Source organism: Pseudomonas sp. S04, assembly GCF_009834545.1.
In the GTDB taxonomy this organism is placed as follows: domain Bacteria; phylum Pseudomonadota; class Gammaproteobacteria; order Pseudomonadales; family Pseudomonadaceae; genus Aquipseudomonas.
In genome coordinates, this window is sequence record NZ_CP019427.1 from 1,004,330 (window position 1) to 1,024,399 (window position 20,070).

At 61.6% G+C, this 20,070-nt stretch carries 20 protein-coding genes; 12 read left to right on the forward strand and 8 right to left on the reverse strand.

The window, feature by feature from the left end; genetic code table 11:
* Positions 1 to 3: 3 nt before the first annotated feature.
* The gene (locus tag PspS04_RS04305) at positions 4 to 609 is read right to left on the reverse strand and encodes a hypothetical protein (RefSeq protein WP_095169382.1); all 606 of its coding nucleotides are present in this window, start codon (positions 607 to 609) and stop codon (positions 4 to 6) included.
* A 63-nt stretch (positions 610 to 672) separates the two neighbouring features.
* Positions 673 to 1,137 (reverse strand): PAS domain-containing protein, encoded by a 465-nt coding sequence (locus tag PspS04_RS04310; protein WP_159993806.1) that lies wholly within the window; start codon positions 1,135 to 1,137, stop codon positions 673 to 675.
* 153 nt (positions 1,138 to 1,290) lie between these two features.
* Here PspS04_RS04310 and PspS04_RS04315 point away from each other — a divergent pair, with 153 nt between their 5' ends.
* Positions 1,291 to 1,746, forward strand: coding sequence for a flavodoxin (locus PspS04_RS04315; RefSeq protein WP_159993808.1), 456 nt, complete (start codon positions 1,291 to 1,293; stop codon positions 1,744 to 1,746).
* Here the strand turns inward: PspS04_RS04315 and PspS04_RS04320 are convergent.
* The gene (locus PspS04_RS04320) at positions 1,727 to 2,623 is read right to left on the reverse strand and encodes a LysR family transcriptional regulator (protein WP_095169385.1); all 897 of its coding nucleotides are present in this window, start codon (positions 2,621 to 2,623) and stop codon (positions 1,727 to 1,729) included. The two genes, PspS04_RS04315 and PspS04_RS04320, sit on opposite strands and share 20 nt — an antisense overlap.
* A 95-nt stretch (positions 2,624 to 2,718) precedes the next feature.
* Between PspS04_RS04320 and PspS04_RS04325 the strand changes: the two genes are divergently transcribed.
* The 5 genes from PspS04_RS04325 to PspS04_RS04345 all read left to right on the forward strand — a co-directional run bounded on the left by PspS04_RS04325 (position 2,719) and on the right by PspS04_RS04345 (position 6,681).
* Positions 2,719 to 3,105 (forward strand): CidA/LrgA family protein, encoded by a 387-nt coding sequence (locus tag PspS04_RS04325; RefSeq protein WP_159993810.1) that lies wholly within the window; start codon positions 2,719 to 2,721, stop codon positions 3,103 to 3,105.
* A complete protein-coding gene (locus tag PspS04_RS04330; protein ID WP_095169387.1) occupies positions 3,095 to 3,781 on the forward strand; it encodes an LrgB family protein in 687 nt (228 codons plus the stop codon). The genes PspS04_RS04325 and PspS04_RS04330 overlap by 11 nt, the downstream gene beginning before the upstream one ends.
* A 141-nt stretch (positions 3,782 to 3,922) precedes the next feature.
* On the forward strand, positions 3,923 to 4,705 hold the full coding sequence (locus PspS04_RS04335) for a class II aldolase/adducin family protein (RefSeq protein ID WP_095169388.1): 783 nt from the start codon (positions 3,923 to 3,925) through the stop codon (positions 4,703 to 4,705).
* Positions 4,705 to 5,607 (forward strand): alpha/beta fold hydrolase, encoded by a 903-nt coding sequence (locus PspS04_RS04340; protein ID WP_159993812.1) that lies wholly within the window; start codon positions 4,705 to 4,707, stop codon positions 5,605 to 5,607. The genes PspS04_RS04335 and PspS04_RS04340 overlap by 1 nt, the downstream gene beginning before the upstream one ends.
* Before the next feature lie 162 nt (positions 5,608 to 5,769).
* Positions 5,770 to 6,681: an SDR family oxidoreductase gene (locus PspS04_RS04345; protein WP_095169390.1), complete on the forward strand. Its 912-nt coding sequence runs from the start codon at positions 5,770 to 5,772 to the stop codon at positions 6,679 to 6,681.
* 63 nt (positions 6,682 to 6,744) lie between these two features.
* Here the strand turns inward: PspS04_RS04345 and PspS04_RS04350 are convergent, their stop codons facing one another.
* Both PspS04_RS04350 and PspS04_RS04355 read right to left on the reverse strand, forming a co-directional pair.
* The gene (locus PspS04_RS04350) at positions 6,745 to 7,506 is read right to left on the reverse strand and encodes an N-acetylmuramoyl-L-alanine amidase (RefSeq protein ID WP_159993814.1); all 762 of its coding nucleotides are present in this window, start codon (positions 7,504 to 7,506) and stop codon (positions 6,745 to 6,747) included.
* Between the two features lie 324 nt (positions 7,507 to 7,830).
* A complete protein-coding gene (locus PspS04_RS04355) occupies positions 7,831 to 8,004 on the reverse strand; it encodes a hypothetical protein (RefSeq protein ID WP_159993816.1) in 174 nt (57 codons plus the stop codon).
* 80 nt (positions 8,005 to 8,084) lie between these two features.
* Here PspS04_RS04355 and PspS04_RS04360 point away from each other — a divergent pair, with 80 nt between their 5' ends.
* From PspS04_RS04360 to PspS04_RS04370, 3 genes are all read left to right on the forward strand, one after another.
* Positions 8,085 to 9,878: a DUF1302 domain-containing protein gene (locus PspS04_RS04360; RefSeq protein WP_159993818.1), complete on the forward strand. Its 1,794-nt coding sequence runs from the start codon at positions 8,085 to 8,087 to the stop codon at positions 9,876 to 9,878.
* 23 nt (positions 9,879 to 9,901) lie between these two features.
* Positions 9,902 to 11,269, forward strand: coding sequence for a DUF1329 domain-containing protein (locus PspS04_RS04365; RefSeq protein ID WP_159993820.1), 1,368 nt, complete (start codon positions 9,902 to 9,904; stop codon positions 11,267 to 11,269).
* A gap of 141 nt (positions 11,270 to 11,410) precedes the next feature.
* The gene (locus PspS04_RS04370; protein ID WP_159993822.1) at positions 11,411 to 13,966 is read left to right on the forward strand and encodes a LuxR C-terminal-related transcriptional regulator; all 2,556 of its coding nucleotides are present in this window, start codon (positions 11,411 to 11,413) and stop codon (positions 13,964 to 13,966) included.
* A 2-nt stretch (positions 13,967 to 13,968) separates the two neighbouring features.
* Here PspS04_RS04370 and PspS04_RS04375 read toward each other — a convergent pair whose 3' ends face one another.
* Positions 13,969 to 14,775, reverse strand: coding sequence for an IclR family transcriptional regulator (locus PspS04_RS04375; RefSeq protein WP_159993824.1), 807 nt, complete (start codon positions 14,773 to 14,775; stop codon positions 13,969 to 13,971).
* A 162-nt stretch (positions 14,776 to 14,937) separates the two neighbouring features.
* Here PspS04_RS04375 and hmgA point away from each other — a divergent pair, with 162 nt between their 5' ends.
* From hmgA to maiA, 3 genes are read left to right on the forward strand one after another with little or no spacing between them, the layout of a single operon-like run.
* The gene (hmgA, locus tag PspS04_RS04380) at positions 14,938 to 16,242 is read left to right on the forward strand and encodes a homogentisate 1,2-dioxygenase (RefSeq protein WP_159993826.1); all 1,305 of its coding nucleotides are present in this window, start codon (positions 14,938 to 14,940) and stop codon (positions 16,240 to 16,242) included.
* A 3-nt stretch (positions 16,243 to 16,245) separates the two neighbouring features.
* Positions 16,246 to 17,550, forward strand: a complete 1,305-nt coding sequence (gene fahA, locus PspS04_RS04385) for a fumarylacetoacetase (RefSeq protein ID WP_095169397.1) — start codon at positions 16,246 to 16,248, stop codon at positions 17,548 to 17,550.
* Positions 17,551 to 17,562: 12 nt separating this feature from the next.
* Positions 17,563 to 18,198 (forward strand): maleylacetoacetate isomerase, encoded by a 636-nt coding sequence (gene maiA, locus PspS04_RS04390; protein WP_095169398.1) that lies wholly within the window; start codon positions 17,563 to 17,565, stop codon positions 18,196 to 18,198.
* A 16-nt stretch (positions 18,199 to 18,214) separates the two neighbouring features.
* Here the strand turns inward: maiA and PspS04_RS04395 are convergent, their stop codons facing one another.
* Together PspS04_RS04395 and PspS04_RS04400 are read right to left on the reverse strand one after the other, a co-directional pair.
* Complete coding sequence (locus PspS04_RS04395) at positions 18,215 to 19,045, reverse strand: class I SAM-dependent methyltransferase (RefSeq protein WP_159993828.1); 831 nt, start codon at positions 19,043 to 19,045, stop codon at positions 18,215 to 18,217.
* A 58-nt stretch (positions 19,046 to 19,103) separates the two neighbouring features.
* On the reverse strand, positions 19,104 to 19,907 hold the full coding sequence (locus tag PspS04_RS04400) for a SirB1 family protein (protein ID WP_159993841.1): 804 nt from the start codon (positions 19,905 to 19,907) through the stop codon (positions 19,104 to 19,106).
* Between the last annotated feature and the right edge of the window lie 163 nt (positions 19,908 to 20,070).

Here is a 20,070-nt window from a genome sequence, read left to right on the forward strand (position 1 = left end):
AATTCAGACGTGCATGGCGGGGTGGGTCAGGCGATGTTGCTGAAGGATGTACTGGCGTAGGCGCTCGGTTTCGACCGAGTTGCCTTGGTTGAGTTGGTAGGCGTAATAACCCTGCTCGGTCTGCCGCTCGAAAGTGCCGCGCAAGGCAATGCGCTCATAACCAGAAGGGCTGAACCACAGTGCGAAACTCTTCGGCGGTTTGGTCCGGTTGCGCACCTCGAGCAAGATGCCCTTGAACGACACTTCGTGGACCCACAGTGTACCCGCCTGGCCTTTGGCGTTTTCCAGGGCAACCGGCTCTTCCAGGGGCAGGCGCCAAGGTCGCACCTTCGGCCCGCTTTCATAAATGCTCGGTACGCCCAGGCGCAGATGCAGCGCATGGAACTCATCTTCCACCAGGTGCAGCGGGAAGGTCATCTGCTGGTTTTCGAACTGTGCCTGGATAGTCACCTGTTCGTTGGCCGCCAGGCGTGTCAGCAGGTCACGGATTTGCGAACCCCCATTAACCAGCAGGCTCGACGTCGCATCACGCACGTTGAGCTGCGGGTTATGTTGCATGGTCTGGATAAAATCCAGCTCATCCTGGGTGAGGAGGGCATCGTGCTGCATGGCTAGCTCGAAAGATATAGTTACAAAGTCACTGGTGATTGTAGTTAGTGACCGCTAATTCGCTTACAGGTTCTGACCGTTGGTCGTTTTCATTGCCTGTAACTCAGCCTGAGCGGCTGCCAACTGCGCCTCCAGTTGCGCCACGCGCTGCAACGCCTTGACCTGGGTGGTGACATCTTTTTGTACACCGACAAAATAGGTCTGCTTGTCATTCTCATTGTAGACCGTTGAAAGTGACAGCTCATTCCAGAATGGAGTGCCATCCTTACGATAGTTTCGCAGGATCTCTCGACAGGATCCGCCATTTTGAAGGGCTTCGCGAATCGGTGCCAAGCCGGCCTGGTCTCGATCGCCAGACTGGAGAAAACGACAGTCCTGATAGAGGATTTCGTCAGCGCTGTAACCGGTGAGCTTTTCGAAGGCCGGGTTCACGTAAATCAGGATGTTATCTTCGCCTTCCTTTTCTGCGATCACGATGCCGTCGTTTGACGCGTTGATCACCAGTTGCAGCAATTGCGCATTGATCATCGGGCGAGTCCTTTCTGTGTTGTGTAATGCGTTGCATTCTAAGACAGGTTGCTCGGCTGTCCACTTGCCCTCGGTGTCGATGAGAGTCAATCGCGGTTTTTTGTCGTCTGCTGTTAAGATCTCGGTCTTTGACTCAGGTGCAGGATCAGTTTGATGAAAGTCGCCATCATTTCCGGCTCGGTGTACGGCACGGCAGAAGAAGTTGCCCGGCACGCGTCGAAACTTCTCGACGCGGCAGGTTTTCAGACCTTGTATAGCCCGCGTGCCACCCTCGACGAACTTCAGGCATTTGCCCCCGAAGCCTTTCTGGCGGTGACCTCCACCACTGGCATGGGCGAGTTGCCGGATAACCTGCAACCGCTGTATTCGATGATTCGTGATCAACTGCCAGGCGCCTGGCGTGGCTTGCCCGGGGCGGTGATCGGCTTGGGCGATGCCAGCTACGGCGATACTTTTTGTGGCGGCGGTGAACAACTGCGTGAATTGTTCGGCGAACTGGGCGTGCGCGAAGTGCTGCCAATGCTGCGCCTGGACGCCAGTGAAAGCGTGACCCCGGAAAGTGATGCCGAGCCTTGGTTGGAGCAGTTGATCACGGCTCTGCGCGGCTGACCGGAAACTCGCGCAACAACGCGAGCCAAGCCTGGGCGGCTTTCGACAGATAGGCGCCCTGACGCCAGATAAACGCAATATCCCAGCGCAGTTCACGGGGCGCCTGCAATCCCAGGCGCACCACGCCCGGGCGGACCAGCCCACGGGCGACCACCCGTGGCAATAGCACCACGCCTTGTCCCGCGGCCACCAGGGCCACGAGAAAATCCGCCTGCCCGCTACGCCCGCCCTCCTTGGGGGTAAAGCCCACTTGCTGGCACGCCTGCAGCAAGCGTTCATTGAGCACAAAACTGCGCTGGTACAGCAGGAACGGAGTGTCGGCCAGTTCTTCCAGGCGCAGGCTGGTCTTGCCGGCCAATGGATGGTCCGCCGCCAACAGCGCATCCAGGGGTTCGTCGCAGAACGGTTGCCAGGCGAACTGCGGGTCCTGGGGCAGCAGGCTGCCGCCCAGTTCCAGTTCACCGCTGAGCACTGCCTGCTCAATGTTCAGGCTGCCGCCTTCCAGCAACTGCACGCTGATGTTCGGATAACGCCGCCGGTACTCGGCGAACAAACCAGCGAACAGCGCATCGCTGCCCAGCAGCGGCAGGCCCAGGCGCAGTTCGCCACGGCGCAGGTCGCTCAGGTCGTCGAGTTCGCTGAGCAGTTCATTGCGCAAGCGCAGCATACCCTCGGCGCGTTGCAGGACCACCGTGCCGGCCGCCGTCAACCGCACCTGTGACCCCAGTCGCTCCAACAGCAGCGTGCCCAGGCTGTGCTCCAGCTGTGCCACTTGTTTGCTGACCGCCGATTGGCTGATGTGCAAGGTCTTGGCGGCCTGGGTGAAGCCGCCCTGATGAACGACTTCAATGAAGCTGCGCAGTTGTTTGAATTCCATGATCTGATTCCATTTTGGAATAGTCTTGAGTCTAACAATTCGCTTCGGTGATGACAGCCCGCTCTTTAAAATGGCTTCCTGTGAGGAGCCAACCGATGAACGTAACACGCGCTAAAAAACTCGCCCGCCTGCTCGCTGAACTGCTGGTGTTGTCGGCTATTTATCTACTCGGATGTCAGTTGGCCATATGGTTGGCCTGGCCGATCCCGGGCGGGGTGATGGGCCTGGCATTGTTGCTGCTGGTATTTGCCCTGGGGTGGGTCAAGCCGGCGGCGTTGCAAATGGGGGCCGGGCTGTTGATGGCCGAGATGCTGCTGTTTTTCATTCCAGCCTTGATGAGTTTGCTCGACTATGGCGGCCTATTGCGCGATGAAGGTTGGCGGATCCTCGTGGTGATCGCGCTCAGTACCCTGCTGGTCATGCTGGTGACGGCATTCACGGTCGAATGGGTCTGCCGCTGGAGGCTGGCTCATGAGAAGTGAGTGGATGCCGCTGTTCTGGTTGGTCTTTACCCTGGCCGCCTATGTATTGAGTCGCTGGCTGTATCGACGCAGCGGACGTTACCTGGTGTCGCCGCTGATCCTGGTGCCCGTGCTGTTGCTGCTGGTGGCGGTACCGCTGCACACGGCCTATAGCGAGTATGCGCAAAATACCCATTGGTTGATGGCGTTGCTGGGGCCAGTCACCGTGGCGTTCGCGGTGCCGATCTGGCAGCAGCGTCAGTTGCTGGCGCGGCATTGGTCGGCGTTGCTGGTGGGGATGCTGGCCGGGAGCGCCGCGTCGATGGGTAGCTCGTTTGGCCTGGCTCGGCTCCTGGCGCTGGACAGTTCGGTGACCCTGTCGCTGCTGCCGCGTTCGATCACCACGCCATTCGCCATGCCGCTGGCCCACGACCTGGGGGGCGTACCGGAGCTGACGGCGGTGTTCGTCATGTTCACTGGAGTGTTTGGCGCCATGCTCGGCGGGATCCTGCTCAAGTGGTTGCCACTGCGCAGCGCCTTGGCCCGCGGCGCGTTGTTCGGGGTCGGGGCCCATGGCGCCGGGGTCAGTCGCGCCCATGAGGTGGGCGGCGAAGAAGGTTCGGTGGCGGGGTTGGTGATGGTCCTGACGGGCTTGATGAACCTGTTCGCGGCGCCATTGTTGACGCACATACTGTGACTCACTGCACTGTGGATTTTGCTTGAAAGCCAACTGACTCGTTGGGTCAGTAAGCTGGCTGCCAATGCAACTACCCGAATCCCGGCAGCTGACTAGACTGCTTTGACACCCCCAAAAGAATAAAAACCAGAGGTCCTTGCCGTGAGCGTAGCCCCCGTCCAGTCAAGCCAGAGCGTGAAAGACCAGGTCAGTGCCACCGAGTGGCAGGCCCGAGTGGACCTGGCCGCCTGTTATCGCCTGGTAGCCGCACATGGCTGGGATGATTTGATCTTCACGCATATCTCGGCCAAGGTCCCCGGCACCGAAGATTTCCTGATCAATCCGTTTGGCATGATGTTTCACGAAATCACCGCCTCGAGCCTGGTCAAGGTTGACCAGGCCGGCAACAAGCTGATGGACAGTCCCTACGAGATCAACCCCGCCGGCTACACCATTCACAGCGCCGTGCACGAAGTGCGTCACGATGTGGTCTGTGTCCTGCATACCCACACCGCAGCTGGCGTGGCCGTTTCGGCGCAAAAACAAGGCGTGCTGCCGATCAGCCAGCAATCCTTGTTTGTCCTTTCCAGCCTGGGTTATCACGCCTACGAAGGGGTGGCGCTCAATCACGAGGAAAAGGCGCGGTTGCAGGCCGACCTCGGTGACAAGAATTTCCTGATGCTGCACAACCATGGGTTGTTGACCTGTGGCGGCACCATCGCCGATACGTTTCTGATGATGTTTACCTTCCAGCGGGCCTGCGATATCCAGGTGCTGGCGCAGAACGGTGGCGCCGAGCTGATCAGCATCGAGCCGCAGATCCTCGCGGGGGCCAAGGCGATGATTGCCGGCGTGACCAAAAGTGCACAAGGAATGGGAGGCGCGCTGGCCTGGCCGGCGCTGCTGCGTAAACTCGATAAACAAGACCCGGGTTATAAACTCTAATGCCACTCGCCGAGATTCCACTGTGCGTCTGGCGCAAACGCGGCCAGAGCTTTGTATTCCGGGGTCAGACCATTCGCTACTGGGTGGCCGGACAGGGTGAGCCCTTACTGCTTATCCATGGCTTTCCTACCGCCAGTTGGGATTGGCACTACCTGTGGCAGCCCCTGGCCCAGCGTTATCGAGTAATTGCCTGCGACATGCTGGGCTTCGGCGATTCGGCCAAACCCGTGGGCCATGAATACTGCCTGCTGGAGCAGGCCGACTTGCAGCAGGCGTTGCTGGCACACCTGGGCATCGATCAACCGGTGCACCTGCTGGCCCATGACTATGGCGACAGCGTCGCCCAGGAGTTGCTCGCCAGGCACCCTGAGGCGCGCAGCAACATCGCCAGCTGTGTGTTCCTCAATGGCGGCCTGTTTCCCGAGACGCACCGTCCGGTACTGATGCAGAAGCTGTTGCTCAGCCCCTTGGGCTGGATGATCGGTCGTGCCTTTACCCGGGATGCCCTGGTCAAGAGCTTCCGGCAGATCTTCGGCCCGCAGACCCGGCCCAGCGAAAGCGAGCTGGACGATTTCTGGAGCCTGATCGACAACAACCGCGGGACGCGGATCATGCACAAGCTGATCCAGTACGTGCCCCAGCGCCGCGTACAGCGCGATCGCTGGCTCAAAGCCATGCAATCGGGCGAAGTACCGTTGCGGGTGATCGACGGCGAAGTCGACCCGGTTTCCGGTGCCCACATGGTCGAGCGTTATCGGCAACTGATCGCAGATGCCGATACCGTGCTCTTGCCCGGGATTGGTCATTACCCACAGATCGAAGCCCCGGTGCAGGTGCTCAAGCACTACTTGGCGTTTCGTGACCAGCAGGACTCCCCGGCGTTGAAAATTGCCTGTTCCTGAGGTGACTTCCAGTTAACCAAGCCTTGCGGTTCGATGAGCGCCTGCCGTGCAATCATCCCCGTGCCTTATCGCGCACCATTCAGCCCCAGCCCAGTTGATTGTGAGCCCAGGCCTCGTGCCTGACACTCGGCCTCACTGTCCTTGGCCTGCTGGAGTTGGGTAATGAATGAGTCTGTGCGCTTCGAAGATAAAGTCGTGATCGTCACTGGTGCGGGCGGCGGCCTGGGACGGGCCCATGCACTGTTGTTCGCCAGGCAGGGTGCCCGGGTGGTAGTCAACGACCTGGGTGGTTCCGCGCAGGGTGAAGGCGCCAACGCCTCGGCCGCTGACCGCGTGGTGGCAGAGATTCGTGAGGCCGGCGGCACTGCCGTGGCCAACCATGACTCGGTGACCGATGGCGAAAAAATCGTCCAGCACGCCCTCGATGCCTTTGGCCGGATCGACGTGGTAGTCAACAACGCCGGAATCCTGCGGGACAAGACCTTCCATAAAATGGACGACAGCGACTGGGACCTGGTTTACCGGGTGCATGTCGAAGGTGCCTACAAAGTCACCCGCGCCGCCTGGCCGCACATGCGCGAGCAAAACTACGGGCGGGTGATCTTCACCGCATCCACCTCGGGTATCTACGGCAACTTCGGCCAGTCCAACTACGGCATGGCCAAGCTCGGGCTCTATGGCCTGACCCGGACCCTGGCCATCGAAGGGCGCAAGAACAACATCCTGGTCAACGCCATCGCCCCCACCGGCGGCACGCGCATGACCGAAGGCCTGATCCCGCCGCAAGTGTTCGAACAACTTAAGCCGGAGTTGGTCAGCCCGCTGGTGGTGTACCTGGCCAGCGAAAACTGCCAGGAAACCTCGGGGCTGTTTGAAGTCGGCGGCGGCTGGATGGGCAAAGTGCGATGGGAGCGCAGCCTGGGGGCGGGGTTTGATCCGCGGGAGGGTTTCTCGCCTGAGGATGTGGCGGCGCATTGGCAGCAGATTTGCGACTTCGAAGGCGCGGCGCACCCCAAAGACAACATTGAAGCGCTGAAGGAAATGATGGGCAATTTGCAGAAGTATTCGTTGTAAGCGGGCAAGAATCGAGCGCAAGGCTGGCGGCTTGCGCTCTGTCTCAACTACGGGAGGGATTGCTCAGGGCGCGTATTTACGCAGCAGCGCCGCCAGATTCGCTGCGGTCTGTGCATCCATCACGCCGTCATACTTCTCGGCACGAAAGTGCAACTGAAACGCCCGCACCAGTTGCTGGAAGCCCGACTCGTTAGTGGCTTGCGAAGTGTTGTAGCCATACTTCTTGAACTGGTCCAGCAACGTCGCACGGTTCGGCACTCCTGAATCCTTGTATTGGCGCAGGAAGGCGTCGCGCTGTCGCTCATCGAACCAGGCCCCCACACCTTTCAAGTACAACGCATGCCAGGGGAATGCCGCGCCGGGGTCGCTTTTGCGGCCGATGGAAATGTCGGAGTGGCCCACGACGTTACGCGGAGTGATGTCCGGGTAGCGCTTGAGGATGTCTTTTGCCAGTTGCTCAATGGCGGCTATTTGCTGGGGGTGATACGGCGGGAAGGTGAACTTGCCCTGGTTGTCGGTGGCCTGGTTGACCACTTCGATGCCGATGGCGGTGTCGTTCAGGTTACTGCGATCAGCCCACTGGCTGACCCCGGCATGCCAGGCCCGTTGGTTTTCATCGACCAGGCCGAAGATCTGCTGGTCGCTGAAGCCGGCCTTGATATAGGTAATGTCGCTGATATCCGGAACGAGGTAGTGGGCACTGACATTGGGCCCGGTCAGTGCGCCAATCGAACTGGCAAAGTTGGCGGCGGTGTAATGCAGGACCAAGAAGCGAATGCGGCTGTTATAAGCCTTTGCGCGATAGTTGTTGTTGGTTGGGAACATGATTTAACTACCTTGTTGTGTGAATCGTAATCGTCCATTCACAGCAAGGTAGCAGCGCCTGTAAGCGAGTTTTGTAGTGGCTTTCTTGTTGTTTTGTAGGAAGCCTTCGCTACCTGCCATGTAAAAAAATTCCAATAAAAAAGGCCGCTGCAAACGCAGCGGCCAAAGTAAGACGTTAGATCAAGGAGCTACAAATCAACGTCAGTGAACCCAGGGTGATGAACTGAATGATGGGCATTCGGTGCATCTGAACAGTTCGCCGCTCAAGTGGGCAATTCACACTCGGCTGGCGGGGCTTCGAGGCTTGTTGCCGTGGAAGCCCGATTAGAATAAGTCCTTCTTGGCAAAGGAAAAATAGCGTTTCAAGACATGCACTGTTACGCCATCGGCAACAGTTGCCCGGATCATCGGTTTGATTGATAACCCCTCATCCAGCCGGCCCATGCCCGGCGCAAAGCCTTGCCCCGTGCGGGCATTCATCCTTTGGAGCGACACCACGAATACCTCCTTGGTGCGCTTATCGCTCCCGGCGGGCAGCAGTAGGGTGGGGCCTTCAAGTCACTCACCGGGGAAGACGCATGACAAAAACAACAATGCGCGCCATCTTCACGCCGCAGACGCTGGCCGTCGCGGTTGCCTTGGGCTGCTGTGCCCAGGCGCAGGCAGTTGAATTCAACATTGGCGAAATCGAGGGGACATTCGATTCGTCGCTGTCGATTGGTGCGAGCTGGGGCATGCGCGATGCCGACAAATCCCTGGTAGGGATCGTCAACGGCGGCACCGGCCAGGCGTCGACCGGTGACGACGGGCGACTGAACTTCAAGAAGGGCGAAACCTTCTCGAAGATCTTCAAGGGCATTCACGATCTCGAATTGAAGTACGGCGACACCGGCGTGTTCGTCCGTGGCAAGTACTGGTACGACTTCGAGTTGCAGGACGAAGACCGCTCTTTCAAACAGATCAGTGACCATGGCCGCCAGGAAGGCGCCAAGTCTTCCGGTGCGCAGATCCTCGACGCCTTCGTCTATCACAACTATTCCATCGCCGATCTGCCGGGCACGGTACGCGCCGGCAAGCAGGTGGTCAGCTGGGGCGAAAGTACCTTCATCGGCAACTCGATCAACAGCATCAACCCAGTCGACGTTTCAGCGTTCCGCCGTCCTGGCGCGGAGATCAAGGAAGGCCTGATTCCGGTGAACATGCTGTTCGCCTCCCAGGGGCTGACCGACAAGCTCACGGTGGAAGGGTTCTATCAACTGGAATGGGACCAGACCGTTCTCGACAACTGCGGCACGTTCTTTGGCAGCGACGTGGCGGCGGACGGTTGCAATAAGGGCTACACCGTTGGGAGCCCGGCCATTGCGCCGCTGCAACCGATCGCTGCTGCGTTTGGCCAGGGCTTTGAGGTCGGCAAGGAAGGCGTGATCGTTCCCCGTGGCGGGGACCGCGATGCCCGTGACTCCGGGCAATGGGGGACGGCGTTGCGCTGGCTCGGTGACGACACCGAGTACGGCCTGTATTTCATGAACTACCACAGCCGTACGCCAACGGTCGGCACCACCACTGCCGGACCGGGCACGCTGGCGAGTATTCCGGGGATCGTCGCCACCGCCAACGGTGTTGCGCCCGGCACCGGCTCGGCCCTCGCACAGAGTGTGATGCTCGGCCGCGGCCAGTATTACCTCGAATACCCGGAAGACATTCGCCTCTATGGCGCAAGCTTCTCCACCACGTTGCCCACCGGCACCGCGTGGACCGGTGAGATCAGCTATCGGCCCAACGCGCCAGTGCAAATCAACAGCACCGACCTGACCCTGGCGATGCTCAACCCGATCGCGGGCGGTGCGGCGTCACCTATCGCGACAACCCCCGGTGCCGACAACAAAGGCTACCGCCGCAAGGAAATCACGCAGGTCCAGAGCACCCTGACGCACTTCATCGATCAGGTGGCGGGCGCCGACCGCCTGACACTCGTGGGCGAGGCGGCGGTTGTCCGGGTCGGTGGGCTGGAGTCCCGCAGCAAGCTGCGCTACGGTCGGGATTCGGTGTATGGCCAATACGGTTTTGGCGGTGACACCGACGGTTTCGTCACGTCGACCTCCTGGGGTTACCGTGCCCGCGCCATCCTCGACTACAACAACGTCATCGCCGGAATCAACTTCAAACCCAACCTGTCCTGGTCGCACGACGTGTCCGGTTACGGCCCCAACGGATTGTTCAACGAAGGCGCCAAGGCCATCAGCGTCGGCGTCGATGCCGACTACCGCAACACCTATACCGCGAGTTTGAGTTACACCGATTTCTTCGGCGGTGACTACAACACCCTGGTAGATCGCGACTTCCTGGCGCTGAGTTTTGGCGTGAACTTCTGACCTGGCTGAGAAGGATGATTTCAATGCGCAAGATGATTCTGCAATGCAGCGTTTTGGCCCTGAGTCTGTTGGCCGCCGACGTGATGGCGGCGGTGTCGCCGGAAGAAGCGAACACGCTCGGCACCAGCCTGACGCCGTTGGGCGCCGAGAAGGCCGGAAACGCCGACGGCTCAATCCCGGCCTGGACCGGCGGTCTCCCTAAAAATGCCGGCGCGGTGGACAGCAAAGGTTTCCTGGCTGATCCGTTCGCCAATGAAAAACCGCTGTTTACCATCACGGCGGCGACGGTGGACAAGTACAAGGACAAGCTCTCCGACGGCCAGATAGCGATGTTCAAGCGCTACCCCGAGACCTACAGGATCCCGGTCTATCCGACTCATCGTACCGTGGCCGTACCACCGCAGATCAACGAATCGGCCAAGCGCAGCGCGCTGAACGTGACGCCGATCAACGACGGCAACGGCTTGGCCAATTTCACCGGTAATCGCTACTACGCCTTCCCGATTCCGAAGAACGGCGTCGAAGTAATCTGGAACCACGTCACCCGTTATCACGGTGGAAATTTGCGTCGCACCATCACCCAAGCCACGCCGCAGTCCAACGGCGATTTCACCGTTATCCGCTTCAAGGACGAGGTCGCGGTGCCTTCGCTGCTAGGGGATTTGAAGCCGGGCAGTGATGAAAACGTCCTCAACTATTTCAAGCAGGAAGTGACCGCGCCGGCGCGGCTCGCGGGTAACGTGTTGCTGGTGCATGAGACCCTCGATCAGGTCAAGGAGCCGCGCAAGGCCTGGATTTACAACGCCGGCCAGCGCCGCGTACGGCGAGCGCCGCAAGTGGCCTATGACGGGGTGGGCTCTTCGTCCGACGGGCTGCGCACCACCGACAACTTCGACATGTTTTCCGGCGCCCCGGATCGCTACGACTGGAAGCTGATTGGGAAGAAGGAAATGTATATCCCGTACAACAGCTACAAACTCGACTCGCCCGACCTCAAGTACACCGATGTGATCAAGGCCGGGCACATCAATCAGGACTTGACCCGCTATGAGTTGCATCGGGTCTGGGAGGTCGTCGCCACGGTCAAGCCCAACGAACGGCACGTGTATGCCAAGCGGCACATGTATATCGACGAAGACAGTTGGCAAGTGGCGCTGGCCGATCACTACGACGGTCGCGGTCAACTCTGGCGTGTCGCCGAAGGGCACGCGCAGTTCTACTATGATCACCAGGTTCCGGCCTACACCGTTGAAGCGTTGTATGACCTGATCGCCGGTCGCTACATTGCACTGGGAATGAAGAACGAGGAGAAGCGCAGCTTCGAGTTTGGTATCGATGCCAAAGCAGGGGACTACACGCCGGCAGCCTTGCGGAGTACAGGTGTGAGGTAGCCATTCCTACAGGCTCCTACACAAAAAGGTGACTTCGCGGTCACCTTTTTTATGGCTGCAAATCAGTCTGCTGAATACTTCTTCAACAAGCGCTCGGGAGGGGGCTAGGGTGGCGCCACAACTATAAAAAGGCGCATCACTATGACTGCCATGACGACGTGTCTGGACCGTCCTGGACTTCTGCCTCGCTTGTCTTCCCATCATCAACCTCGCGAGCGACTGGTCGCGCCTTTGCTGGCCTCGACGGCCCGGGTGAGGTTGCTCTGCGCGCCGGCAGGCAGCGGCAAGAGCGCGTTGTTCGCCGAGTGCCTGTTGCAGGCCCCGGCGACTTGTACGGTGCACTGGCTGGCGTTGAATGGGGTCGCCTCGAGTCCTGAGGAGTTTTCTCGGGCGGTGGCCCAGGCACTCGGGTTGGTGGTCGACAACGAGGCGCAGTTGCTGGCCTGCCTGGCTCGTTGGCAGACACCCACCTGGTTGTTTCTGGATGACTACTGCCGTGTGCCCGCCCCGCAGCTCGATGCCCTGCTCGATCGCCTGTTGACCCATAGCAGCCCGGCCCTGACCTGGTGGCTGGGTGGGCGTAGGCGGCCGCACTGCAACTGGCCACGCTTATTGCTCAACGATGACCTGTACGAGGGCGCCGGCCCCGAGCTGGCGTTCAGTCGTGGCGAAATCCAGCAATTGATCGTCCAGCTTCCCCATTCGTTGTGCGCCAATGCCAGCGAACGGATCTTCCAGCGCAGCGGTGGCTGGTGTGCCAGCGTGCGCGTGGCTTTGCAAGATGGTAACGGCCGCAGTGCCAGCGAGCTCAAGGAGGGGCGCTCGGCGATCATGCTCGATTACCTGCAGCATGAGCTGTTCAGCGGCTTGGCACCGGAGTTGGTCGAAGCCTGGCGAGTGCTGGCCCATCTGCCGCGATTTAACCTGGGGTTGTGCGAGCATTTGTTCGGCGCGGGCGAGGGTGGGCACTTGATGCGAACCCTGCAGGAGTTGGGGTGTTTCATCGAACCCTGGGAAGACTCCGCCGAGTGGCTGCAGGTCTTTGCTCCGGTGGCGCAACTGGTGCGCGATGAGGCCTGGGAAGCCGGTCGCTCATGGCATCGGCGGGCCTGCCAGTGGTTCGTCGCTGGGCAAGACTGGCAGGCGGCGTTCGAACAGGCGTTGTTGGCCGACGAATACGAAATGGCTATCAGTCTGTTGCAACACTTTGGCTTCGAACATTTGTTCCAGCAGCACAACGTGGTGTTGCTGCTGCGCCTATATGAGCAGCAAGGCGCGGATTTGCTGCTGTGCAGTGCGCAACTGGTCGGGTTGATCACGGCTGCCTTGCTGTTTGCCGGGCGCTTCGAAGAGGCTGGCCTGTGCATCGAGCACATGGCGCGTTTTGCGCCGCAGCCGTCCGCCGCACAGCAGCGCGAACTGGTGGCGCGGTGGCAGGCGCAACAGGGTTGGCTGCTGCACTTGCAGGGGCGGATGGCGCCGGCCCGCGGGCATTTTCTCGAAGCCCTGGAGGACCTGCCGGTCAGCGCCTGGCCCGCTCGCTTGCTGTGTTTATCCGGCCTGACCCAACAGGCCTTGCTGCGTGGCGAGCTGGATGTCGCGCAGGCGCTCAATCGCGAGGCGCTGTGCCTGGCGCGAGCCCAGGGGGCGTTGCTGTTCGAGGGCCTGCTGGAGCTCGATCACGCTCAGTTGCTCGAGCAGCGCGGTGCGCCCCATCGCGCGGAAAGCCTGTTGAGCGGCATTCACCAGTTGCTGTGCCAGCACGCCAGGTCCGCCACCCCGTTGCTGGGGCGAATTGCCCTGCGGCGCGGTCGGTTGGCGTTGTGCCAGGGGCAGGAGGCACGGGCCATCGAGTTTTTCGAAAGCGGGCTCGAGGCCTGTTTGCGCAGTCACGACAAGCGTGTGCTGTATGGCTACCTGGGCCTGGCGCACGTGGCCGCCAACCAGGGGGATTTCGCCCAGGCTTTTATCCATTTGCGCGACGCCGAACGCATGATGCAGCGCCGGCATATTCCCGACACGGTGTATCGCGGGGTACTGCTGCAAGTCAGCAGTCACTTCTGGTTGCAACAGGGGCGCCCGGAACTGGCTCACGAAGCCCTGACCCGGGTGCTGCGCCATTACCACGGCCCGCAGGCCCGACAGGCCCCGCCGGCGAGCCTGGAACTGATTCCGCGCCTGGAATACCTGTTGGTCGTCGCCCAGGTGTATCTGCACCAGGCCTCACAGCCGTTGGCGCAGCTCAATGCCCAACTGCTGCAGGCGCGTCAATGCGGGATGCTGGGGCTGGAAACCGTGCTGCAACTGAGCGTGGCGCAGGTGGCGTGGCTGTTGGGCCAGCCCGTCGAGGCCAGGGCGGCGCTGCAGGCTGCGCAGGTGCTGGTCGAACGCTGCAACCTGCATCAGGCACTGGCAGAGTTGCAACGCAGCCTGCCGTGCTTGTTTGTTGCGCCGCAGACCCAGGCGACAACACCGGAGCCGGCGCCGGCGTGCGTTCGCGACAATCCCCTGAGTCAGCGCGAAATAGAAGTGCTGAGCCTGATCGCCCAAGGCAACTCCAACCTGCAAATCGCCGAGCAGTTGTTCATTTCCCTGCACACGGTCAAGACCCACGCCCGGCGGATCAACGGCAAGTTGGCGGTCGAGCGGCGCACCCAGGCCGTGGCAAAGGCCAAGGCGCTGGGCTTTTTCGCCTGAGCTCAGGCCGGGTGGGTGCCGCCGTCATGCCCCATGCGCCAGCTTACGGCCCGAGTCGCGGCCAGCAGGCGCTGGGCGGCCGGGCCGTTTTCGTCGGCATGGAACAATGAGGTCGGACCGACGATGGTCAGCACTGCGGCGACCTGCCCGACGGCGTTGAACACCGGTGCCGAAAGCGCATCCACCCCCGGCATCAGCAAACCGTGCACATGGTGCAGGCCGCGTCCGCGAATCTGTTCGCACAAACTGGCGTAGGCCTGTTCACTGGCCAGTGGATGGGACTGGGCTGCGCCGACTTCCTGCTCACGCAACTCGGCGGTTTCGCGGTGGGGCAGGTAGGCGCTGAATACCAGTCCTGTGGACGAACTCAACAGCGGCAGGACCGAGCCGAGTTGGGTCACCACCGTGACTGCCCGCACCGCCGGCTCGATATGCACCACGGTCGCGCCCTGGTTGCCCCAGACCGCGAGGAAGCAGGTCTCGTTCAGTTCGTCGCGCAGCTCCGAGAGGGGCAGGGCGGCGACTTTCAGCACGTCCATACTGTTCAGTGCGGCCAGGCCGACACGCAGGGCCTCGCGTCCCAGGCCGTAGTGATTGGTGGCGGCGTTCTGCTCGGCGAAACCGCTGGCAATCAGCGCCTGCAGGTAGCGGTGCACCTTGCTCGCCGGCATCTGCACATGTTCGGCCAGGCGCGACAACGAGGTCGAGGGCGACAGCTCGGCGAGGGCCTTGAGGATGTCGGTGCCCACCTCAGCCGAGCGGACTTTCTGTTTACCGTTGCTGTCGCTGGTGGCGCGCGGCTTTTCCATGGTGGGGTCGTATCTAGAGATGAATGGGCGTCTTTATAGCTTGACGGTCAATACCAATCAAATTACGTTATGCGTAATCGAATTACGATAAAAATAACCTGGACGTGCCAAAACTCTGAAGCGGAGCCATGGCCACGGCCTACTCCCTGTTCAGGAGGCTCCATGAACCTCGATTCAACGGCGCCAGCGCTGGCTTACCAGTCAGGCTTTGGCAACGAATTTTCCAGCGAGGCCCTGCCCGGCGCCTTGCCCGTCGGCCAGAACTCGCCACAAAAAGCCCCTTACGGCCTCTACACCGAACTGTTCTCCGGCACCGCGTTCACCATGGTGCGCAGCGAAGCGCGGCGGACCTGGATGTACCGCATCCAGCCCTCGGCCAATCACCCGGCATTCGTCAAGCTGGAACGGCAGTTGGCCGGTGGCCCGCTGGGCGAGGTCACGCCCAACCGCCTGCGTTGGAACCCCTTGGCCATTCCTGCCGAGCCGACCGACTTCATTGACGGCCTGGTGAGCATGGCGGCCAACTCGGGGTCGGAGAAACCGGCCGGCATCAGCATCTATCACTACGGCGCCAATCGCTCGATGGAGCGGGTGTTCTTCAACGCCGATGGCGAGTGGTTGCTGGTACCGCAGGCGGGGCGTTTGCGCATCGCCACCGAGCTCGGAGTGCTGGAGCTTGCGCCGCTGGAAATCGCCGTGCTGCCACGTGGCCTGAAATTTCGTATCGAGCTGCTCGATCCGCAGGCTCGTGGCTACCTGGCGGAGAACCATGGCGCGCCTCTGCGCCTGCCGGACCTGGGGCCGATTGGCAGCAATGGCCTGGCCAACCCGCGAGACTTCCTGACCCCGGTCGCGCACTACGAAGACCTCCAGCAACCGACCACCCTGGTGCAGAAATTCCTCGGTGAGTTGTGGGCCTGCGAGCTCGATCATTCGCCATTGAACGTGGTGGCCTGGCACGGCAATAACGTGCCGTACAAGTACGACCTGCGACGGTTCAACACCATCGGCACGGTGAGCTTCGATCACCCGGACCCGTCGATCTTCACCGTGTTGACCTCGCCGACCAGTGTCCACGGCCTGGCCAACCTCGACTTTGTGATCTTCCCTCCGCGCTGGATGGTGGCCGAGAACACCTTCCGTCCACCTTGGTTCCACCGCAACCTGATGAACGAGTTCATGGGCCTGATCCAGGGTGAATACGACGCCAAGGCCGAAGGCTTCCTGCCCGGCGGTGCGTCCTTGCACAGCTGCATGAGCGCCCATGGCCCGGACGGCGAAACCTGTACCAAGGCGATCAACGCCGAGCTGGCGCCGAGCAAGATCGACAACACCATGGCCTTTATGTTCGAGACCAGCCAGGTGCTGCGCCCAAGCCGCTTCGCCCTCGATTGCCCGCAACTGCAAAACACTTACGATGCTTGCTGGGCCTCGCTGCCCGCCACTTTCAACCCGAACCGGAGATAACCCATGACCCAGACCACCCCCACTCGTAGCTGGGTTGCCTGTGCCAACGGCCACGCGGATTTCCCATTGCAGAACCTGCCGCTGGGCGTGTTCAGCACCCAGGGTTCGGCGCCGCGCAGCGGTGTGGCGATCGGCGAGCAGATTTTCGACCTCGAGGCAGCGCTCGACGCCGGCCTGTTTGACGGCGCGGCCCGCACGGCGGTGCAAGCCACCCGTGGCGGTCAGTTGAACGCCTTCTTCGAGCTCGGTCGGGGCCCCCGTGTTGCCCTGCGCGAGCGCTTGCTCGAACTGTTGGCCGAAGGCAGCACCCTGCGCGGCAAGATCGAAGCCCAGGGCGCCAAACTGCTGCACCTGGCCGCCGACTGCCAGATGCACCTGCCGGCCCGAATCAACGACTACACCGACTTCTACGTGGGCATCGAGCACGCGCAGAACGTCGGCAAACTGTTCCGTCCAGATAACCCGCTGCTGCCGAACTACAAGTACGTGCCTATTGGCTACCACGGCCGCGCGTCGACCATTCGCCCGTCCGGCACCGAGGTCCGTCGCCCGAAAGGCCAGACCCTGCCAGCCGGTCAGAGCGAGCCGACTTTCGGTCCGTGCGCGCGCCTGGACTATGAGCTGGAGCTGGGGATCTGGATCGGCCAGGGCAATGCCATGGGCGACTCGATTGCCATCGGCGACGCCGCTGAGCACATCGCCGGTTTCTGCCTGCTCAACGACTGGTCGGCACGCGATATCCAGGCCTGGGAGTACCAGCCACTGGGGCCGTTCCTGTCCAAAAGCTTCATCACCAGCATCTCGCCCTGGGTCGTCACCGCCGAGGCCCTGGAGCCTTTCCGTCTTGCCCAGCCGGCGCGTCCGCAGGGCGATCCGCAACCGCTGCCGTATCTGCTCGACAACCGCGACCAGGCCGCAGGCGCCTTTGATATCGAACTGGAAGTGTTGTTGCTGACCGAAGCCATGCGTGAGCAGAATCTGCCGGCGCACCGTCTGACCCTGAGCAACACCCAGCACATGTACTGGACCGTGGCGCAGATGGTCGCGCACCACAGCGTCAACGGCTGCCAGTTGCAGGCCGGCGACCTGTTCGGTTCGGGTACCTTGTCGGGGCCTGAGAGCGGTCAGTTCGGCAGCCTGCTGGAAATCACCGAGGGCGGTAAAAAGCCGATCGAGCTGGCGTCCGGCGAAGTGCGCAAGTTCCTTGAGGACGGCGACGAAATCATCCTGCGCGCGCGTTGCAGCCGTGACGGTTTTGCGTCCATCGGCTTCGGCGAATGCCGGGGCAAGATCCTGCCAGCGCGCTGAGAGGATCGGCCAATGGAGCTCTTTACCTACTACCGCTCGACCTCGTCGTTCCGGGTGCGCATTGCCCTGGCACTCAAGGGCCTGGATTACCAGGCGCTGGCGGTCAACCTGATCGGCCCACAAGGTGGTGAACACCGTCAGCCGGCCTACTTGCAGATCAACCCGCAAGGCCGGGTGCCGGCCTTGCGCACCGATCAAGGCGAGTTGCTGATCCAGTCACCGGCGATCATCGAGTACCTGGAAGAAGCTTATCCACAGGTGCCGCTACTGTCCGGCGACCTCGCCCAGCGTGCGCACGAGCGTGCGGTGGCGGCGTTGATTGGCTGCGACATTCATCCACTGCACAACGTCAGCGTGCTCAACAAGCTGCGTCAGCTGGGCCACGACGAGCCGCAGGTGGTGGAGTGGATCGGCCACTGGATCAGCCAGGGGCTGGCGGCCGTCGAGCAGTTGATCGGCGACGCGGGCTACTGCTTTGGCAGCGCACCGGGGCTGGCGGATGTGTACCTGATCCCTCAGCTGTATGCAGCCGAGCGTTTCAACTTAAGCCTTGAAGCCTATCCACGGATTCGCCGGGTCGCCGCGCTGGCAGCCCTACACCCGGCGTTCATCCAGGCCCATCCGGCCAATCAGCCGGATACTCCGTAACGGCGGTTCCCAGCATTCAATACTGGCGGGGGTGTGCCTGGATCAGGCGCAACCCCCAGCCGGTCGCGAAGGTGCCGTCGGTGTGTGGCAGGTGATCGATTGCGGTTTTGAATCGCTCCTGCAATTGCACGCGGGCGGCGGGTGTCAGCCGGTCGACGTCGTAGGTGGCGCTGAGTGATTGCCAGAGCTCGGCGAAGTCGGGCTGCCAAGCCACATCGATGTCTTGCACCGTCACCTGCTCGAAGTCGACGCTGAACAGCGCTCGCCAACCCTCCTCGGTACGCATGCGCGGATCACCCATCGGTAAATGCGCCAAGGCGTCCTGCTGCGCCACCTGGCGAAATACCTGCAGATACGCCTCGCCCACCGCACCCAACAGAAACCCCCGGCCAACGATCGTCGCAACCTTGCCATCCTTGCGCAGCACGCGGCGTATTTCACTGAGCACTTGCTCAATGTCGTCCATCAACATCAGTGCCAGATGCGACACCACCACGTCGACACTTGCCGTGCCGAGCGACAGCGCCTGTGCCCGCTCCTTGATCAGGCTGACACTGGCGGGCAAACGCGCGCGGGCTTCGTCCAATTCAGCCTGGCTGAGGTCGACGCCGGTCAACTGCAGTCGTTGCGGATAAAGTTGCTCGAGCAGTTCCAGCAGATAGCCGTTGCCGCACGCCAGGTCCAGTACGCTCAGGCTGGCGGACGAGCTCGGTAGGGTGGCTGCCAGCGCGGCGTAAGACGATGCATGCTGTTCGCTGCACAAGTGGGCAAACGCGACGCTGGTGGTGCCAGGTCGGCGCTGGTGGAAATCTTCCAGGAAACGTTCCGCAGGTGAAGGTAAGTGCATGACAGCCTCGTCCGTGGTGGCGCAAAAAATCCAGGGCGCCAGTGGACCATCCATCGCTTCAATGCACAATCGAGTTGGGTGGCAGATGCCCCAGGCGTTCAGTCAGGCGCAGGCGCTGGATCGGGTCGTCGCTGAGCAGCAGGGCGTGCTCCAGGTCGAAACGTTCGGCGTTGGGGCAGTCCAGGCGCTGGTAGAGGCTGGCGCGGGCCAGGTAGTCGCTGGCGTTGGCATTGCCCAGTTCCAGCACCCGCTCGGCATCGATCAGCGCGCCGATGCAGTCGTCGTTGGCCAGGTACAACTGGCGCAGGTTGCGTGACAGGCGCTGGAGCATCTGCAGCGGCTCGCTGGTCAGCAGGTGCTCGGCGTTGAGGGGCATGTTCGGGCCATATTGGCGTTGCAGCAGCTCCCGGCAATCGTTGGGATACAAGCGTCGACCGCCGCAGGGGTCGAGCAGATGATCGGCGCCGGGTACCCGTAGCAGGAAGTGTCCGGGGAAGTTGACCCCGACCATGGGGATCTCCAGGCGGCGAGCCAGTTCCAGGGCGATCAGGCCCAGCGCCAGCGGCTGCCCGCGGCGCCGCTCCAGGACCTTGTTGAGCAAGGCCGCCTGTGGACGCAACGGGGTGGCTTCGTCCTGCTGGTAACCCAGGTCGTTGAGCAGGCGCAGCAGCGGTTGCGCCAATTCGCTGACCGGCAACATCGGCAGGCCACTGCTGACCCGCTGCAGCAGATCCTTGAACTGTTCCAGCAATACCGGCGGTTGCACCTGCGCATCGTGTTCGGCCGCGATCCACAGCGCCGCTTCAAAAAGCGCCGGGGGCGAGCGTTGCAGGCAGGCGAAAAAAGCGTGGCGCGGGTTCATTGAAATCTCCGGCGAATGCCCCGTTTTAGCCCCGTCGCAAGCATTCGTCCAGTGCCGCGCGCGAGGGCGTGCAAGTTATGCCGGAAAGCCTTGGCGTGGGGCTTTGCTTATTCCGGTGCGCTCCAGCAATTTTTGCCCGCGCGCCTATACTGGCGACTACTGG

Coding starts and splice junctions, on each gene's coding strand:
- PspS04_RS04325 (WP_159993810.1), top strand. CDS start 2,719: ATGAACGTAACACGCGCTAAAAAACTCGCCCGCCTGCTCGCTGAACTG.
- fahA (WP_095169397.1), top strand. CDS start 16,246: ATGACCCAGACCACCCCCACTCGTAGCTGGGTTGCCTGTGCCAACGGC.
- PspS04_RS04395 (WP_159993828.1), bottom strand. CDS start 19,045: ATGCACTTACCTTCACCTGCGGAACGTTTCCTGGAAGATTTCCACCAG.
- PspS04_RS04345 (WP_095169390.1), top strand. CDS start 5,770: ATGAATGAGTCTGTGCGCTTCGAAGATAAAGTCGTGATCGTCACTGGT.
- PspS04_RS04350 (WP_159993814.1), bottom strand. CDS start 7,506: ATGTTCCCAACCAACAACAACTATCGCGCAAAGGCTTATAACAGCCGC.
- PspS04_RS04320 (WP_095169385.1), bottom strand. CDS start 2,623: ATGGAATTCAAACAACTGCGCAGCTTCATTGAAGTCGTTCATCAGGGC.
- PspS04_RS04370 (WP_159993822.1), top strand. CDS start 11,411: ATGACTGCCATGACGACGTGTCTGGACCGTCCTGGACTTCTGCCTCGC.
- PspS04_RS04315 (WP_159993808.1), top strand. CDS start 1,291: ATGAAAGTCGCCATCATTTCCGGCTCGGTGTACGGCACGGCAGAAGAA.
- PspS04_RS04330 (WP_095169387.1), top strand. CDS start 3,095: ATGAGAAGTGAGTGGATGCCGCTGTTCTGGTTGGTCTTTACCCTGGCC.
- PspS04_RS04340 (WP_159993812.1), top strand. CDS start 4,705: ATGCCACTCGCCGAGATTCCACTGTGCGTCTGGCGCAAACGCGGCCAG.
- PspS04_RS04305 (WP_095169382.1), bottom strand. CDS start 609: ATGCAGCACGATGCCCTCCTCACCCAGGATGAGCTGGATTTTATCCAG.
- PspS04_RS04360 (WP_159993818.1), top strand. CDS start 8,085: ATGACAAAAACAACAATGCGCGCCATCTTCACGCCGCAGACGCTGGCC.
- maiA (WP_095169398.1), top strand. CDS start 17,563: ATGGAGCTCTTTACCTACTACCGCTCGACCTCGTCGTTCCGGGTGCGC.
- PspS04_RS04400 (WP_159993841.1), bottom strand. CDS start 19,907: ATGAACCCGCGCCACGCTTTTTTCGCCTGCCTGCAACGCTCGCCCCCG.
- PspS04_RS04365 (WP_159993820.1), top strand. CDS start 9,902: ATGCGCAAGATGATTCTGCAATGCAGCGTTTTGGCCCTGAGTCTGTTG.
- PspS04_RS04375 (WP_159993824.1), bottom strand. CDS start 14,775: ATGGAAAAGCCGCGCGCCACCAGCGACAGCAACGGTAAACAGAAAGTC.
- PspS04_RS04310 (WP_159993806.1), bottom strand. CDS start 1,137: ATGATCAATGCGCAATTGCTGCAACTGGTGATCAACGCGTCAAACGAC.
- hmgA (WP_159993826.1), top strand. CDS start 14,938: ATGAACCTCGATTCAACGGCGCCAGCGCTGGCTTACCAGTCAGGCTTT.